At 38.9% G+C, this 15,692-nt stretch carries 14 protein-coding genes and 1 pseudogene; 1 reads left to right on the plus strand and 14 read right to left on the minus strand.

Going from position 1 to position 15,692, the window contains the following annotated elements; all coding sequences use genetic code 11:
- Positions 1–12: 12 nt before the first annotated feature.
- The 5 genes from H9N25_RS15730 to H9N25_RS15745 form a co-directional block, all read right to left on the minus strand.
- Positions 13–825: an alpha/beta hydrolase family protein gene (locus tag H9N25_RS15730; RefSeq protein WP_255524471.1), complete on the minus strand. Its 813-nt coding sequence runs from the start codon at positions 823–825 to the stop codon at positions 13–15.
- Complete coding sequence (locus tag H9N25_RS24665) at positions 825–1,331, minus strand: DUF3887 domain-containing protein (RefSeq protein WP_223833401.1); 507 nt, start codon at positions 1,329–1,331, stop codon at positions 825–827. The genes H9N25_RS15730 and H9N25_RS24665 overlap by 1 nt, the downstream gene beginning before the upstream one ends.
- 159 nt (positions 1,332–1,490) lie before the next feature.
- Positions 1,491–1,868 (minus strand): DoxX family protein, encoded by a 378-nt coding sequence (locus tag H9N25_RS15735; RefSeq protein WP_190326502.1) that lies wholly within the window; start codon positions 1,866–1,868, stop codon positions 1,491–1,493.
- Between the two features lies 1 nt (position 1,869).
- A complete protein-coding gene (locus H9N25_RS15740; protein ID WP_223833402.1) occupies positions 1,870–2,214 on the minus strand; it encodes a VOC family protein in 345 nt (114 codons plus the stop codon).
- Positions 2,215–2,288: 74 nt separating this feature from the next.
- Complete coding sequence (locus H9N25_RS15745; protein ID WP_190326503.1) at positions 2,289–2,699, minus strand: transcriptional regulator; 411 nt, start codon at positions 2,697–2,699, stop codon at positions 2,289–2,291.
- 143 nt (positions 2,700–2,842) lie between these two features.
- Here H9N25_RS15745 and H9N25_RS15750 point away from each other — a divergent pair, with 143 nt between their 5' ends.
- Positions 2,843–3,829, plus strand: coding sequence for a GlxA family transcriptional regulator (locus tag H9N25_RS15750; RefSeq protein WP_167296901.1), 987 nt, complete (start codon positions 2,843–2,845; stop codon positions 3,827–3,829).
- Positions 3,830–4,344: 515 nt separating this feature from the next.
- Here H9N25_RS15750 and H9N25_RS15755 read toward each other — a convergent pair.
- The 9 genes and pseudogenes from H9N25_RS15755 to H9N25_RS15790 form a co-directional block, all read right to left on the minus strand.
- Positions 4,345–4,734 carry a LiaF transmembrane domain-containing protein gene (locus tag H9N25_RS15755; RefSeq protein WP_169502830.1) on the minus strand — a complete coding sequence of 130 codons (390 nt, stop codon included), beginning with the start codon at positions 4,732–4,734 and terminating at the stop codon, positions 4,345–4,347.
- A gap of 236 nt (positions 4,735–4,970) precedes the next feature.
- A complete protein-coding gene (gene rpiA, locus H9N25_RS15760) occupies positions 4,971–5,660 on the minus strand; it encodes a ribose-5-phosphate isomerase RpiA (protein WP_190326504.1) in 690 nt (229 codons plus the stop codon).
- A gap of 996 nt (positions 5,661–6,656) precedes the next feature.
- Entirely contained in the window at positions 6,657–8,618 is a 1,962-nt protein-coding gene (locus H9N25_RS15765; RefSeq protein WP_190326505.1) for a hypothetical protein, read from the minus strand.
- 11 nt (positions 8,619–8,629) lie between these two features.
- Positions 8,630–10,033, minus strand: a complete 1,404-nt coding sequence (locus tag H9N25_RS15770; RefSeq protein ID WP_190326506.1) for a 3-keto-disaccharide hydrolase — start codon at positions 10,031–10,033, stop codon at positions 8,630–8,632.
- 87 nt (positions 10,034–10,120) lie between these two features.
- A pseudogene (locus tag H9N25_RS15775) lies at positions 10,121–12,408 on the minus strand (GH92 family glycosyl hydrolase).
- Between the two features lie 40 nt (positions 12,409–12,448).
- The gene (locus H9N25_RS25130) at positions 12,449–12,595 is read right to left on the minus strand and encodes a basic secretory family protein (RefSeq protein ID WP_255524472.1); all 147 of its coding nucleotides are present in this window, start codon (positions 12,593–12,595) and stop codon (positions 12,449–12,451) included.
- A complete protein-coding gene (locus tag H9N25_RS15780; RefSeq protein ID WP_255524473.1) occupies positions 12,555–13,121 on the minus strand; it encodes a basic secretory family protein in 567 nt (188 codons plus the stop codon). The genes H9N25_RS25130 and H9N25_RS15780 overlap by 41 nt, the downstream gene beginning before the upstream one ends.
- 178 nt (positions 13,122–13,299) lie before the next feature.
- Positions 13,300–14,283 carry a basic secretory protein-like protein gene (locus H9N25_RS15785; RefSeq protein ID WP_190326507.1) on the minus strand — a complete coding sequence of 328 codons (984 nt, stop codon included), beginning with the start codon at positions 14,281–14,283 and terminating at the stop codon, positions 13,300–13,302.
- 477 nt (positions 14,284–14,760) lie between these two features.
- Positions 14,761–15,636, minus strand: a complete 876-nt coding sequence (locus H9N25_RS15790) for an ROK family protein (RefSeq protein ID WP_190326508.1) — start codon at positions 15,634–15,636, stop codon at positions 14,761–14,763.
- Positions 15,637–15,692: the final 56 nt, after the last annotated feature.

Here is a 15,692-nt window from a genome sequence, read left to right on the forward strand (position 1 = left end):
GCGAGATTTATGTTATTTGGCCTTAATCCACGATGCAATATCGTTCACTAAAATGTCGGATACACTTACGGCAGCCTGATATTGGGCCATCGTACCCTTTTCTGTTTGAGAACTTAACAGGTGGTTTAAATCTGGGTAAAATTTAAGAACCACATTTTTCTTTTTACTCAAGGCAGTATTCCATAAATCAAAATCTACTTTACCCACCTGAAAATCATTACCGCCCTGCAATACATATATTTTAGGTTTCGAAAGGCTTTTTGCTACAGCAACCTGATTGTAGGTATTTAAATCTGCCCAATATTTTGCAGGCAGTCCTAAAATTAAAGAATCAGGCTTTATGGTAGTTCCCAACTGCGAAATTCTACTTTTATCAATTTCCAAATTAGCATCTGCCAATTGTTTTTTAAAGGCAGCTGTTGTATCGTTAGCCTGATCGAACATATACTTATTCTGATCAACAATAATATCTGTTAGTTTTCGTGCAGGTGCTGCTGCCAAAATAATCCCTTCTAAATCAGGTGTAAGCGTTGCTATTTTAGGCGCTAACATCCCGCCTAAACTATGACCGAATACATAAACGGCTTTAGGATTAGCGCCAGCAACCGTTTTTGCAAGTGCAATAGCTGCAGTTGCATCATCCAGTACCTCTTCTTTTACGGTAAACGCTTTATTAAATTCGTTTGGATAGATTAAGGTTCGTTTTACATAACGAACAGAAGCAATTCCTTTAGAGGCTAAACCACCGGCCAAATCTTTAAAAGGTTTATTCGCACCAACTGTTTCATCCATATCGGCAGGGCCAGAGCCGTGAACAAATACCACTACAGGGAAATTTTTGACATTTTTGGGGTGGTGATAATAGCTGCCAATTGTTTTCCTGCGGGGCCAATATATACTGACTTTTCCTGGTATAAACTGGTATCAACATAAGTGGGTTTTAAATAACTGGCCGCCTTTCGGGAAGGTGCAAGGAAGATTCCAACTATTTTCTGCTGTTTATTAAAACCTAAAATAAAGTTCTGATCACCGTTGGCAAATTTACCTTCTACCGTTACCGCGAAAAACTCACCCTGGGCTTTACTTTGGATGGCATCTAACGATTCTGCCTTTCCGTACTTTGTTCCAATATCGCCCCAAAGTTTCTTTAAACTTTCTTCTGTTAATTTCGTTTTTAAAGTATCGTCAAAGAAGGCATGGGCATCTTTAAATTTCTCTTCCTGCAACAGTTTAAAAAAGTCGTTTGCACCGTTGAAGAGCTGGATTACATTTTGAGAAAATGCAGTGGTTGTAAATAATAAAGCAATTATGAATAAAAGGCTCTTTTTCATCCGTATGTTTTTGTTTTAATGGTAATGAGCGGTCATGATTTATCCATTTATGGATCTAAAAATCATGATGCTTTCATGTACTGTGTTTGGTTGTTTACAATACCCAAAGTTAACAATATTTGGTTCTGAAAAGCCTTTAACTAAACTAGCCGTTTAGTTTTAACTAATTTTAACATTTGATGCCAGTTTCTTCCATAAAGTATACGGGATAAACATAATTACCAGGGCAATAAGCGGTGGAATTAAAAGCGACATACCATCGCCAACAAATGCCCTGGAGGCAAAGGCACCAATAAAATTAATGGCAAAACCTGCATAAGCCCATTCTTTAAGAGTAATAAATTTATTTTGTAAGACAGATGCCGCCCCAAGCAATTTTGCTATACCAACAATGGTAAGCAGATACATCGGGTAGCCAAGGTGCTTAAGTACTTCTTTTCCTGCTTCCTGCTGAGTAATTCCTCCAATGCCATCCATAATCATCATTAACGCGAAAATAATGGTGGCAATCCAATACCATGTTTTTAACCTCTTCATATTATCTGTTTTTATCGTAATTAATTAACCAATTATTCCCAAAGCGATCTGTTAAATCGCCAAAAAGTGCTCCCCAAAATGTTTTCTGTAGCGGGTGCGATACCTTCCCTCCTGCTGAAAGTTTATGGTAAAAAGACTGGGCCTCTTCTTCCGAGCTGCAATTCAACATCATAGAAATTGAATTGCCTTTAATTAATCCACGTTCTTCTACCATATCTGTTGCCATAATCACCAAATCATCTTTAGCCAAAACAGCATGCATAATGCTCCGTTTCATAATATTGGGCATTTTATCAACAATAACCGATTCGCCGATGGTTTCGAGGGTCAATTCTCCCCCAAACATTCCTGATAAAATGTCATTGCTTCACGGCAGTTTCCGTTAAAAGTGAGATATGAATTTATACTTGCCAATTGAATTTATTTTTTGATGCCTACCATTAAGCGCACATCTGTTTCGTTCATATACATTTCAAGGCAATAGCCTTTTGGATCAATGTTGGATTGATCGAGCAATTTTTCGAAGGTCTTCCCAATTTGGCTAACATCTTTCATAAAATCGGGAACCAGTTCACTAATAAATGTTCCTTTCTTTATGGTAAAAGTTTCGACACTAAATTTCTCAGCTTCGCCACCTGTTATTTCTTCAACGGCAGCCTTATAAATAATCTCTCGCTTTTCATTAGGTCTGCTTATTCCAAAATACCTGCGTTGCTGATCAGGGGGAAACAGTGCATGAAGTTTTTGGTGCGCCGCTAATACTCCTTTTGGGAAAGATTCTGCAGTAATGCACATTACCTTAATATCCTCATTTAAAATATACTCTTCCATTGTCATTATCGGCATTACCGCTTTAAAGATTAACTGTAAACGATTAACAACACAAACATACGGGCAGAAATCAACATGCTAAATATGCAGAAACGACAATTGCGGGGGTTGTTTACGACAAATAGCCTCGTTATATTTGAATTATGAAACATGTATCTATCTTAATTCCAGAGACTGCCGTGATTGAAGCCATTGCAGATCCCCGCTATCTATTTACCGCTGTTAACGAATTTTTACAGGCATCGGGCAAACTCCCGCTTTTTAAAGTTGAGCTTATAGGAATGACGAAAGAGGTGAGGTTGAACAACAGCCTTTTTTCTGTGCACGCTGATAAATTGTTACATGAGGTTGAACATACCGACCTTATATTTGTACCAGCCATTAGCGGCAACATAGGTTATGCGATGGAAGCCAACCAGGATCTACTACCATGGATTATAAAACAGCATGCTAAAGGTGCAGAAGTAGCCTCGCTCTGTATGGGTGCTTTTTTACTGGCTGCAACTGGTTTGTTAAATGGGAGGAAATGTTCTACGCATTGGTTGTTTGCCAACCAATTCAGAGAAATGTTTCCTGAAGTAGAGCTGGTAGATGGTAGTATTATTACCGATGCTCAGGGTTTATACTCTAGCGGTGGTGCAAACTCTTACTGGAACTTACTTTTATACCTGGTTGAAAAGCATACGGATAGGGATACCGCCATTTTAGCCGCTAAATACTTCGCTATTGATATCGATCGCGAGAGTCAGCTGGCTTTTATGATGTTTCAAGGGCAAAAGGGGCACGAAGATGCAAAAATTAAAAAAGCACAGGAATTTATTGATGGCAATTACCAAGACCGGATTACGGTAGATCAACTGGCTGATATGTTGGCATTGGGAAGAAGAAGTTTTGAACGGAGATTTAAAAGTGCGACCAAAAATACAGTAATCGAGTACATTCAAAGGGTTAAAATTGAGGCTGCCAAGCGAAGTTTCGAGTCGAGCCGAAAAAACATAACTGAGGTAATGTTTGATGTAGGTTATACAGATACAAAATCGTTCAGGGATGTTTTCAAAAAAATAACGGGTTTAACACCCATTGAATACCGGAACAAATACCATAAAGCCGTACCTGTTTTGCAGGTTTAAATAGATTTCCAGAAAAAAATAAAAAAAATTTAAGCTGTACACAATATATTCTATTTACAGCGTTTATGTATGTGAGAGCGTTAATTTAGATGACGGGGATACTGCCTAAGGGTGGAATCCCCGTTTCTTTTTTGTCTGTTATCCTGAGGGATAATTTATTGTATAAAAGTCAATACAGATGACAGGAGAGATTTTTTTCCAGTAATAGGATGCGAGGAATCGTCATTGCGAGAAGGCTTTTTCAGCCGACGAAGCAATCTTACAACGATCGCTACTAGCGTGCGCTTTAAGATTCCCGCCTACTCGGGAATGACGATGCTTTTTATTGAAAGTCTATCAATGGTAGTAGTCGAAGGATCTTTTGAACAGATCTCTCCGTTCCGCTCCACTTTAATCGAAAAGACGGCAAAGTAGCTAAATAATCTATCATGCATTTCTAGGCACATTTATTTCAAATAAAAAAGGGACATTGTTAAAAAACGTCCCTTTTTAGATATATGATAGAGTTAAGAATTTTAGCTTTCTTTATCAGTAAAATCAACTGGTTTCTTTTCAAAATACTGATCGAAATTTTGTACTTTTTTAGGTTTTAAGATTACATATAAGCCTAAGCCGATCAATACCATTGGAATACTAATCCTAAACAGATCGAAATCAAATATATTTATCGCTTTAAAAGTGAATAAGCCTCCAATAATGGTTAATGCCAACCAGCCACTTCCCTGAAAGTTTTTACGGTAACCCATCCACAAACCGATACCTAACATAATGGTGTGCCATTTCAATATCCAATGTGGAACATCTATCCCTGAGTTTCTTAACAAGAACACCGAACCGATTACTATAATTAAAACACCTAAACCAAATTGTTTATCTGCGTGATTTTTTTTGATTAAATTTTCCATGACCGTTTGTTTTTATGATTCAAATGTATCACGAATATCAATGCTGGCGAATGGTTTTTCCCCTAATTGTAATGTTTTATCGGTGAGTGAAATAAAACTGTCGGTAAAAAAATTAAGAGGATCTAAGAAAGGGAGGATTTATCGGTGAAACTGTTATTAGTCCGAAGTCAGTAGTCCTAAGTCGATGAATCGATGTAAACAATAAACCAATGGTTAATGAACCAGTAAACCAACTATCATTCGAAAATGATAATATCTGCCCCTTCGCTCATGATTACTTTCGAAGTGATGTTAATGAATAAACCATGGGCCAATAATCCGTTAATCTGATTGAGATCAGAAGATAGTTTTGCAGGATCATCAATGAGGCCAAAATCGGCGTCGATAATCAGGTTACCATTGTCGGTAATAAATGTTTTGTCACCTATAGACCTCAATATGCCTTTTCCACCGAGTTTATTAATCTGATCGAATACATATTGATAGGCCAATGGTATTACTTCGACAGGAACAGTAAAAGCACCCAGCTTTTTAACTTTTTTAGAAGCATCGGTAATGATGATGGCATTTTGACTAAGTGAAGCAATTATCTTCTCTCTAAACAGTGCCCCGCCCCCGCCTTTAATCAGATCGAGTGATTCAGTAAATTCGTCGGCTCCATCGATACTGATATCTATTTTGCTTAACCGTCCAAGATCAAGCATTTCGATGCCCAGAGATTTTGCGAGTTCTTCTGTTCGGATGGAACTTGCAGCAGCCTTTATCTTAAGCCCTTCTTTTACACGTTTACCTAATTCTTTAATGGCAAAGGTTGTGGTAGATCCCGTACCCAAGCCTACCACATCGCCATCTTTAACAAATTTTACTGCAGCCAAGGCAGCTGCCAATTTCTCTGCATCTTGTTGTGTTTTATCTGTAGTAGCCATAAAGTAAAAATAGGTTTAAATGATAAACATCCCAAAAATGAAAAAAATTTCATAGCTGATGCAATAAATCGTTTTTATAGCGTTTATGTATATGAGAGCGTTAATTTAGATGATGGGGATTCTGCGATAGTGGAATCCCCATTTCTTTTGAATGATATTCGAATAGAATGATCACAAACGTCGTTAATGGCGATTCCGTTGTGATGCGACAAGGAGAAAATTTCTTAAAAAAACAAAGGTTTTTGTTTACCTATCCTGTACCTGTTCTTTACCCTTTCTTGCTACCAAGTTAACCCCAGGTTAACCCCTGGGTTACCTTTTCTTTACCTTTTGGTTACCTAAAAGGTAAAGCCAGGCACTGCTTTTGGACTTTCTTCGGTGAGTCAGGGCCGATGCTCCCCGCCAGCAGGTACCTAGGATAAGTATTATTGGCAGTAGGTTAATAACTCGTATTTTATTGGGTAACGACAGATCTTGCTACATCCTGTTGGGCCATATCTGTAGTGGCATAATTAAGAACAGGCTTATGAAAACATCCCGAAACGAAAAAAAATTACTGCTGATGCAATAAATCGTTTTTATAGCGTTTATGTATATGAGAGCGTTAATTTAGATGATGGGGATTCTGCGATAGTGGAATCCCCATTTCTTTTTCCCATGAATTATGCCATCCTGAGCGTAGTCGAAGGACCATTTCATTTAATAGACCCTGAAATAAATTCAGGGTGACGGGCTAACTTGTAGATTTCTCCATTTCGCTGTGCTTCATCCGATAGATCGGATCGAAATGACGATGCCCCACAACGACTCAACTACCCCACACTAATCAAGGCGAAAAAATTTTACGTACAATACAATAAATCATATTTACAGCGTTTATATATCTGAGAGCGTTAATTTAGATGATGGGGATTCTGCAATAGTGGAATCCCCATTTCTTTTATAACAAAAAACGGCTGGCATTTCTACCAACCGTTTCCTAACAATTAAACTAACTTATTTATTTAAGGAATTTATCCAGCCTGCAATTTTTAAAGCCTCTGCTTTGGTTACCTGCGGCATTGGAGGCATTTCTGTTGAATAACCCGGCCAGTTTTGTGGTTGTGGGTTGTGGATCAATTGAAATATTTTCTCAGGCGAATACTTACGTTTCGCAATTTCTGCGAATGGCGGACCAATTTGTCTTTTGGTTTGATTATGACACGCCAGGCAAGTGTTTTTAGTTAACAATCCCTCAACTTCTTTAAAGGAAGGTGCTTTAGCCGTAGCAGCAGGCTTAGCTGGAGTAGCCGTTCCTTTTGCTTCAGGCGCTTTTCCGGTTGTTGCCTTTGGAGCAACTGTTTTCTTAGCAGGAGCATTTACTGGTGCCGCTGAGTTTTTGGTACTCACTTCACTGGCAGAAAGTTTATTTCCATCAGGAATTTGGTTCAAGGTATAATAAGCTACCGGATGAACTAAAGAATAAAAGCCATCTTGAGATCTTAAACCATCTAATGTTAAGGTATGGATATAATATTGACGAAGGTTTTGTACAATAATCCTGGCTTTTAATCCATCTGCCGAAACTTTAACCCCAGAGATTTTTAATTTCTCGGTGTTTACAGGAGGTGAACCATACACCGGGTGATATTTGTAAATAAAACTTTCTGCATCATATGAAGCTAAATCTTCAGCCGATTTACGATCAACAGGCATGGTAAATTCTACTTCAAAACCATCAGGCATTGCCCTAACGGCTTTCATTTCGAAAGGGGTTTTATTGTTGTATACCAATCTTTCCAAACCTTCATTGGCATCACCTGCCGATCCCCAACCGCGGTTGGTTTCACCAACAAATAGCGAACCATCAGTACCCCACTCTAACCTTAATACCCCCGAACGGAAACCTTTACGGAAAAGGAAGGCAGCGCCTTGTTCCTCACCTTTCACTGTCTCCATAAAAATCCTGGAAATGATACTCATTCCCTGATCGCCAACCAGAATCTGACCAGCAAATGGCCCAAATGTATTGGCAGGAATTTTAACAGGTTCTGCAGAAGAAATACCTAAGATACCATAAGGCAACCAAACTGATGGCAAACGTAGTTCAGGGAATACTTTCTTCATTTCAAATAAGGTTTTAAACGTTTCGTTTACCCTATTTTCTGGTTTAATGTACCTTCCTTGTTCGTTTTTGGTTCTGCGCTCGTCTATTTGCGAGTAAAAGAAATCTGATTGCAGCTTAACTGGAGAGTTTGGCAGGTTAGTCCAACGTAAACTGGCTGGATGCCCCATAAAATCACCTTTATTTACTTTCCATAAACCACCTGAGCCTACCCAGTCGCCTTGGTTTTCGGTATAATAAAACTGACCATCGATACTACCAATACCTGCTGGCGAACGGAAGCCCGCAGCATAAGGGCTCATTTTACCATCTTCGGTAATGTTCATGGCCCAACCACGCATCGGTACACGACTTTCTGCGCGCCACCATTCTTCGTCACCAAAAGCCACATTTGCGGTAACCATAAAAGTACCATCAGGCATTAACTTCGGACCAAAACTATATTCGTGGTAGTGACCGCTTAAAGGCCATGCATAAATGGTTTCGTACACATCGGCTTTGCCATCCTGATCTTTATCGATCAATTTGGTCAACTCGCCACGCTGCGCTACATAAATTGCACCATTTTTATAAGCAATGCCCAAAATTTCGTGCAAACCATAGGCAAACCTACGCCAGTAAGGCTTGGCGCTTGTAGGGTTTTCTACAATGTACACTTCTCCTCTACGGGTAGAAATTCCTAAATCGCCATTTGGTAGGGTAACCAGGCCACCCACTTCTAATATGGGACCTTCGGGTACGCGTACTTTATTTATCTTGAAAAAATCTTCTTCTTTCGGTGTTTCTTGTGCAAAAACTGTAGTAAAGCTAAAACTTAATGCCAGTATTGCTAATTTTTTAAATGTATTTCTCATTACTTTCACAATTAAAACAAAATGGTATAATTCAACTTACTTCCAATGGCTGCGATCATTTCCCATTTACCATCAACATTTCTAATAATTGGTTTTGCAGTACTTTCACCAAGCTGTATGTAATACGCTTTATCATCAATTAAGTACAAACCTTTGCCAGCTTCTTCAATATTTGAAGCAGTAGCCAAAAGGAAATACAAATCTTTTGATGGTTTATCAACAGTAATTTCTCTCGTTAAACCTTGTCCATTTTCCATCACCTTAACGGCATCGGTAACATTTGTTCCATTAATGATATACTTAAACTCTGGGCGGTCTTGTTTATCCATTACGTAACCTTTGGTTCTGAAACCAGTACCAGCCGTGTCTGCAATCCACTTAGCCTGATCATTTGCTAACTTTGATATAGCCAAAATAGGTTTTTTGGTGAAACGGGTAACACTGCCCAAAGCACGCGAGGTACCATTTCCGCGGCCATCCCACATTGGTGTAGCATCGATGAAATCACCATGCCATCCCTGTAATAATGTACCATTATCTAAGTCATAACTATAAGCAGTTTTTTCTGGTCCACCTACAGAAATGGCGTGTACCGAACGTACTCTTGGCGCAACATCAACAAAACTTCTGATCATGTTGTTGCTTGCTGCTTCAATGTATATTGGATCTGCCCCGCCGTTTTGGTTTGGTTTTGGAATTTCCGATAATTCGTTAATCTGGATATTTCTGAACGCTACCGAACCATGATCGCCCTGTAAGCGTAAAGGTCCTTTTGCTTTTTCAGCGCTTGCAGCCCCTCTGGTTGCACCGAATAATTCGACATTTTCATGGATCAGAACGCCGTTTAGTTCTGCACTGATGATTTTAGCATTTTGGGTTTTCTTTCCTGATGCATCAAATTTTGGTGCCTGGAATATAATTTTAATATGCTGCCATAAACCTGGCGCCTTGCTTGCGTTCTGACGGGGTGCAACACCTCCAAACCCTTTTTCTGCTTCAGGTTTGCTATCGTCCCAGCGCTGGTAAATACCACCGTTGTTTGACGAACTAGCGTTTTTAAGTCCCCACGCATCGTCAATCTGGATTTCATAATTACCCTGAAGATAAATACCAGAATTTGTTCCTTTTGCAGTTAAATAATCTAATTCTATCGCTACATCACCGTATTCATTTATAGTGTATAAATCGGAACCGGCTTTTTTTGCTGTAGATTGGTTAACCAATATCCCTTCGCCTTTAACTGTTTTTAAAACATTTTCGGCGTTTAGGTCGGCCGCTACATTTTGTGCCAGCGACCATGAATTTGAAGGGTTTTTAAAGGCTGAAAGATCTTTGAGATCGATACGCTGGCCAAATGCCAACAGGGTTCCGCAAAGCCATAAAATGGCTGTAAAACCCGTCTTTGAGATGTTCATATATTTGATTTATTAGTTTTAGCTCAAAGCTAAATTTTGTTTAAAATCCATCGGATAGTTGCTTTATCCGATGGATAATTATCTTCTCTATTTTTCTGTTGATAATGAATAAGGGAAATCAGCAGGATTCGAACCCCTGGTTTTATTTGGCGTTGCTGTCATATTAAAATTTAACACCGCGCCTTTTTGTATACCACTGTGGCTGATCCAGTTTTTGGAATATGGTTTACCGTTCATCTGTAATGATTGAACATAACGGTTATTGTCGCTATTGGCCGCCGCATTAATCACCACAGTTTTACCATTTTCTAAAGTAATGGTTACCTTTTTAAACAAAGGAGCACCTAAAACATACTGATCAACTGCTGGTGTTACCGGGTAGAAGCCCATTGCCGAGAAAACGTACCAGGCAGAAGTTTGCCCGTTATCCTCATCACCACAATATCCATCTGGAGTAGCTTTATACATCCTGTTCATGGTTTCTCTCACCCAATATTGCGTTTTATAAGGGGCACCGCCGTAATTATACAGGTAAATCATGTGTTGTATAGGTTGGTTACCATGCGCATACTGGCCCATGTTGGCAATCTGCATTTCGCGGATTTCGTGGATTACACCACCGTAAGCACTCTCATCAAATACCGGAGGCATAGAGAAAACCGAATCCAATTTGGTTACAAATTTACTGTGGCCACCATTAATTTGGCTAAACCATCAACATCCTGGAAAACCGACCAGGTATAATGCCAGCTGTTGCCTTCGGTAAATGCACCGCCCCATTTAAATGGGCTGAACGGGCTTTGGAAAGTTCCATCCTGATTTTTTCCACGCATTAAGCCAGAAGCCGGATCGAAAAGATTCTTGTAGTTCATGGCTCTTTTCTTATAGATATCAATCTCTGATGCTGGTTTACCTAAAGCTCTACCCAACTGGTAAATGGTAAAATCATCATAAGCATACTCTAATGTTTTAGCAGCATTTTCGTTCTTTTTCACATCGAAAGGCACATAACCCAATTCGTTGTAATATTTAACACCATCGCGGCCAACTGCCTCCATCGGGCCTTCGTTGTTGGCGCCATGTTTTACCGCCTGCCATAAGGTTTCGATATCATAACCACGCATCCCCTTAATATAGGCATCAGAAACTACCGAGGCAGAGTTGTTACCCACCATAATGTTGGCATAACCCGGGCTGCTCCACTCAGGCAACCAACCACCTTCTTTGTAATCGTTGATTAAACCTTGCTGCATTTCTTTGTTGATAGAAGGATAAACCAGGTTTAAGAAAGGATATAATGCCCTAAACGTATCCCAGAAACCTGTACCAGCGAACATATATCCTGGTAAAACCTGTCCGTTGTAAGGACTCCAGTGCACAATCTGGTTTTGTGCATCAACTTCGTATAATTTGTTCGGGAAAAATAAAGTGCGGTACATTGCAGAATAAAATGTACGGGTTTGATCGATAGTACCACCTTCAACCGAAATTTTGCTTAAAGTTTTGTTCCAGGTTGCTCTACCTTTTGCTTTGGTTGCATCGAAGCCATCGTTAGCCAATTCTCTTTTTAGGTTTAAATCGGCCTGCTCAAAACTGATAAATGAAGAGGCCACTTTTGCAGTTACCTGCTCGCCTTTTTGTGTAGCGAAACCAATAACGGCACCAGCATGATCTACAGTTAATTCTAAATCTTTATCGTTAAGCTTTTTATCATCCCAGGTTTTAGCCAATTTGAAATCTTTGTTGAAATAGATTACAAAGTAATTTTTGAAATTTTTAGGCAGTGGGCCACGGGCATATTTAGTAGTATAACCTATAATTTTTCTTTCTGCTGGTATAATTTTAATGTAGGAGCCTTTATTCTGTGCATCTACTACCACATAAGCACTATCCGTTTTAGGGAAGGTAAACCTGAATTGGGCAGCACGTTCAGTTGGGGTGATTTCGGTGGTTACATCTGCATCTGCTAAATAAACACTGTAATAATATGGTTTAGAAACCTCCGCTTTATGGCTGAACCAACTTGCGCGGTCATCATCTGTGAATCTTAATTTACCCGTAACAGGCATAATGGAAAAAGCGCCGTAATCGTTCATCCAGGGCGAAGGTTGATGTGTTTGTTTAAAACCACGGATTTTGTCGGCATCGTAAACATAAGCCCATCCATCGCCGTTTTTTCCCGTTTGTGGTGTCCACATGTTCATTCCCCAAGGCAAACCAATTGCCGGGTAGGTGTTTCCGTTAGATAATGATGGTTTGGATGCTGTCCCCATTAAAGGGTTTATCCAATCTACCGGATCTGTAATTTTGCCTATTGTTTGTGCGAAGCTGGTTGACACCGCAACACTCAATAAGGCGATAAATAATCTTTTCATTTGTTTGTGTTTGTGTTTTTTATATGCTTGTACTTATTTTTTAAACTTCCGAATTTTTAACGTAATCTGCCCAAAGTGCATCTAAATCTTTACCTGTTAATTTTACCCAGATATCTTTGGTATAAGTGTGATCTCTTAAAGAAGCATCAACGGTTTTGATTATACCTGGTTTTACACTTTTCTCCATCCAGGCGAAAAAACCTGCGGTAATGCGGTAGCTGTTTTTTATAACTGTGATCTGGTTTTAAAGCAGGAAGCGACCATTTGGCACTAGCATTATCTACACCAAATTTATAACGGGCATAATCTGCAATCCCCTCTGTTAACCAACCCGGGCCAACGCTTCGGCCATAGTCTTGCACAATATGCATCACCTCATGGGTTACGACATCAATGTCTTCAGGATGTTTTGTCATCCAGATCGAACTGAAAGTTACTTTACCATCAGCAGTTGCTGCCACACCTTTGTATGCCGTATCTACAAAAAATTTCACTTCTTTTATGGTGACTGGATTATACGCTTTGGCCAGTTTTGGATAAACTTCGAAAAAAGTTTTGATTAACCGTTTCTTCAATTGCGGATCAAGTTCTGCGAAATTGCTTTCGAAAGATAAAGTGTAACCACTCTTTTTAATAATTTCCTGTGCTTTTAGCTGTGCAGAAAAAGCCGAGATCAGCACTGCACAAATCGAAATGGTGAATATTTTTTTCATTAATCAGTGATTTATGGCTTTGGTTAGGGTATTTGGTTCTGCAAAATAAATATAATATGTAAAACGTTTTACTAAATGATCAAAAATTTTACTTTATAGATGAATTATTTTATACAAAATGCATTAGAAAAGTTAAGTTTGCCTGGCCACAAGCCTATAAAACTTAACTTCTCTATAACTATTTTTTACTGCTATAAGTAAGACTTACTTTTTGGGGTTCTTTACCGTAATCTTCCCAAAGCTGATCGACAGTTTTACCAGTTAAAGCTGCCCATGATTGTTCGGTATACTGATGTGCCCTTAACTGTTGGTCTAAAGTAGCAATTAAACCCGGTTTTACATTTTGTTCTAACCAGGCAAAAAAACGCGCTGTAATGCGGTAGCTATTTTTATAACTCTGCTTCTCGTTATACGCTGGCAAACTCCATTTCGACCCCACATTATCAACACCATATTTATAGCGTATATAATCGGCTATGCCTTCGGTTAGCCAAACCGGGCCAGCACTATAGCCATATCCCTGCACAATATGCATGGTTTCGTGCGTTACCACATCTATATCAGTTGGGTGTGCTTTCATATAACCTGCACTAAACAAAATTCTATTTCCACTTGCTTCTGCAACCGCTTTATAGGCTGTATCTACCACAAATAGCACCTCGTGTGTAGATTGATTGTTAAATGTTTTAACCAAAGTTGGATAGATTTCGAAATAAGTAGCGATTAACTTCTTTCTTACCGTTGGATCTAAATCCGGGTCTTTGCTGATGAAGGTTAATTCATAACCTTTGTGCTTTTCTTTGCTGTAAGAAACCCAATTTTTTGAAAGTGCCGCGAACAGTTCTTTTTGTATTTTCTTTTGAGATTTATTTTTAACCCATTGGCTGTTTACTTTAATTTCTCCGGCTTTGGCCTTAATTGTAGGGGTTTCGTCGGTTACCAAATCCAATACAACATTTCTTTTGGTACGATAACCATCGGCCTGAGCAAAAAACGGATAAACTTCAAAAAACGCTGTTCTGAGTCTACCATCCAATGTTGCGTTGGCTATGCTATCCGCATCATTGATGGTAATTTTGTATTCTCTCTGCCCCCGGTTCTGAGCAAAAGCAGCAGCACCTAAAAACGAGACTAATGCAACGAGTAAAAATTTCTTTTTCATTTGGTTTGTTTGGTGTATGATAAAATGACAATTGGAGTTAACAAAAATCACTTCCCATAAAGCATCAGTTATAATGGCAAGTACTGTCGTGTTAAACTAAAATACAGCTTTAAAACTAAACTAAAACGTTTAAGTAAACAATAATAAGCATATTACTACGTAAGCGAAAATTAAATTCATGTTTTTGCGATAGAAATTTTCATTAAACGCACAGCGTAGTGCCACAGTGGCCATTAGAAATAAAAATATTACAAAAAAAATTTGTAACCGGCAGGGCGTCTTTGCGAGGCACGAAGCAATCTTTGCACACTAGTAGTGATCGTTGTAAGATTGCCTCGAAAGCTGAAAAAGCCCGCCCGCAATGTATAACCTTCCGCAGTCAATAATCTGCAAAAAGACCATCTGTCATTTAGGTGATTTTTGTTGAATGTAATTTTCTAAATGACGATAATCGGGAAAGAAAGATAAAAACTAAACTTAAGTAAGACTTAAATCGCAGCAGCTTGCAGCACCAATTAACGCGGCATGTTCTTTTAGTTCTGAAATTTTGATTTCAGTATCTATTCCATTGCCTTTAAGTGCTGCAATTAATTCAGGTGCAAATGCGCTAAAAGATTGCGCAATATTACCACCAACTATTACTGTGTCTATTTTGTGTTTCTTAATAATAGGGATCAGGAATTGCGCCAGGTTATAGCCAAATTCCATAAAAACCATAGTCGCAAAATGATTAGTTTCTACTAATTCCACCAATTCTTTCACCCCATCTACCGTTTTGCCACTAAGTTGGTTAAAACGTTTTACGAACCAGCGCGTAGAAAGGTAATCTTCTGCAATTCCGTCTAAAAATTCTGAGTTCCAGAGGTCAGCATCAAAAGCTTTATCATTGAGACAAAGCGATGAGCCTAGTCCCGTACCAAGCGTTAAGCCCAATACACTCACATTTCCTTTGGCAGCGCCGGCAAAAACCTCACCTTGTAAAAAACCCGCCGCATCGTTTATAAAGTGAATATGCTCCGCAGGGATATCCAATCTTTCAGACAATTCTTCTTTTACATTGATCTGGTAAAGAGATTTAAACTTATCCTGATCTTTAATTAATGAAATGCCCTCACTATAATTAAAAGGACCTGGCATGGCAATTCCAACATTTCGGGCACCGTTTTTAATATTTTTAAAAGCCTTATTGATGATATCGCACCATGCCGATAAAATCACTTCTTTACTCTCCTGCGAATTCACAGGGCTACGTTTGATCGAATTCTTCACCAAAGTTCTTGTTTCCAAATCTACCAATGCGGCCGTAATATGCGAGCCGCCAATATCTACACCTAATGCAACAGGCTTTTCCATTCTATATATTTCTGTTATCTATTCTTTAATCTGAATTAATCGCCAAAAGTAGCAAT

It is taken from the genome of Pedobacter riviphilus, assembly GCF_014692875.1.
In the GTDB taxonomy this organism is placed as follows: domain Bacteria; phylum Bacteroidota; class Bacteroidia; order Sphingobacteriales; family Sphingobacteriaceae; genus Pedobacter; species Pedobacter riviphilus.

What these genes read in the sequence shown, in the direction of transcription:
- H9N25_RS15750 (WP_167296901.1), top strand. Translation starts at nt 2,843, where the DNA reads ATGAAACATGTATCTATCTTAATTCCAGAGACTGCCGTGATTGAAGCC.
- H9N25_RS15740 (WP_223833402.1), bottom strand. Translation starts at nt 2,214, where the DNA reads ATGTTTGGGGGAGAATTGACCCTCGAAACCATCGGCGAATCGGTTATT.
- H9N25_RS24665 (WP_223833401.1), bottom strand. Translation starts at nt 1,331, where the DNA reads ATGAAAAAGAGCCTTTTATTCATAATTGCTTTATTATTTACAACCACT.
- rpiA (WP_190326504.1), bottom strand. Translation starts at nt 5,660, where the DNA reads ATGGCTACTACAGATAAAACACAACAAGATGCAGAGAAATTGGCAGCT.
- H9N25_RS15770 (WP_190326506.1), bottom strand. Translation starts at nt 10,033, where the DNA reads ATGAACATCTCAAAGACGGGTTTTACAGCCATTTTATGGCTTTGCGGA.
- H9N25_RS15790 (WP_190326508.1), bottom strand. Translation starts at nt 15,636, where the DNA reads ATGGAAAAGCCTGTTGCATTAGGTGTAGATATTGGCGGCTCGCATATT.
- H9N25_RS15735 (WP_190326502.1), bottom strand. Translation starts at nt 1,868, where the DNA reads ATGAAGAGGTTAAAAACATGGTATTGGATTGCCACCATTATTTTCGCG.
- H9N25_RS25130 (WP_255524472.1), bottom strand. Translation starts at nt 12,595, where the DNA reads ATGGAGAAAAGTGTAAAACCAGGTATAATCAAAACCGTTGATGCTTCT.
- H9N25_RS15745 (WP_190326503.1), bottom strand. Translation starts at nt 2,699, where the DNA reads ATGGAAGAGTATATTTTAAATGAGGATATTAAGGTAATGTGCATTACT.
- H9N25_RS15785 (WP_190326507.1), bottom strand. Translation starts at nt 14,283, where the DNA reads ATGAAAAAGAAATTTTTACTCGTTGCATTAGTCTCGTTTTTAGGTGCT.
- H9N25_RS15780 (WP_255524473.1), bottom strand. Translation starts at nt 13,121, where the DNA reads ATGAAAAAAATATTCACCATTTCGATTTGTGCAGTGCTGATCTCGGCT.
- H9N25_RS15755 (WP_169502830.1), bottom strand. Translation starts at nt 4,734, where the DNA reads ATGGAAAATTTAATCAAAAAAAATCACGCAGATAAACAATTTGGTTTA.
- H9N25_RS15765 (WP_190326505.1), bottom strand. Translation starts at nt 8,618, where the DNA reads ATGAGAAATACATTTAAAAAATTAGCAATACTGGCATTAAGTTTTAGC.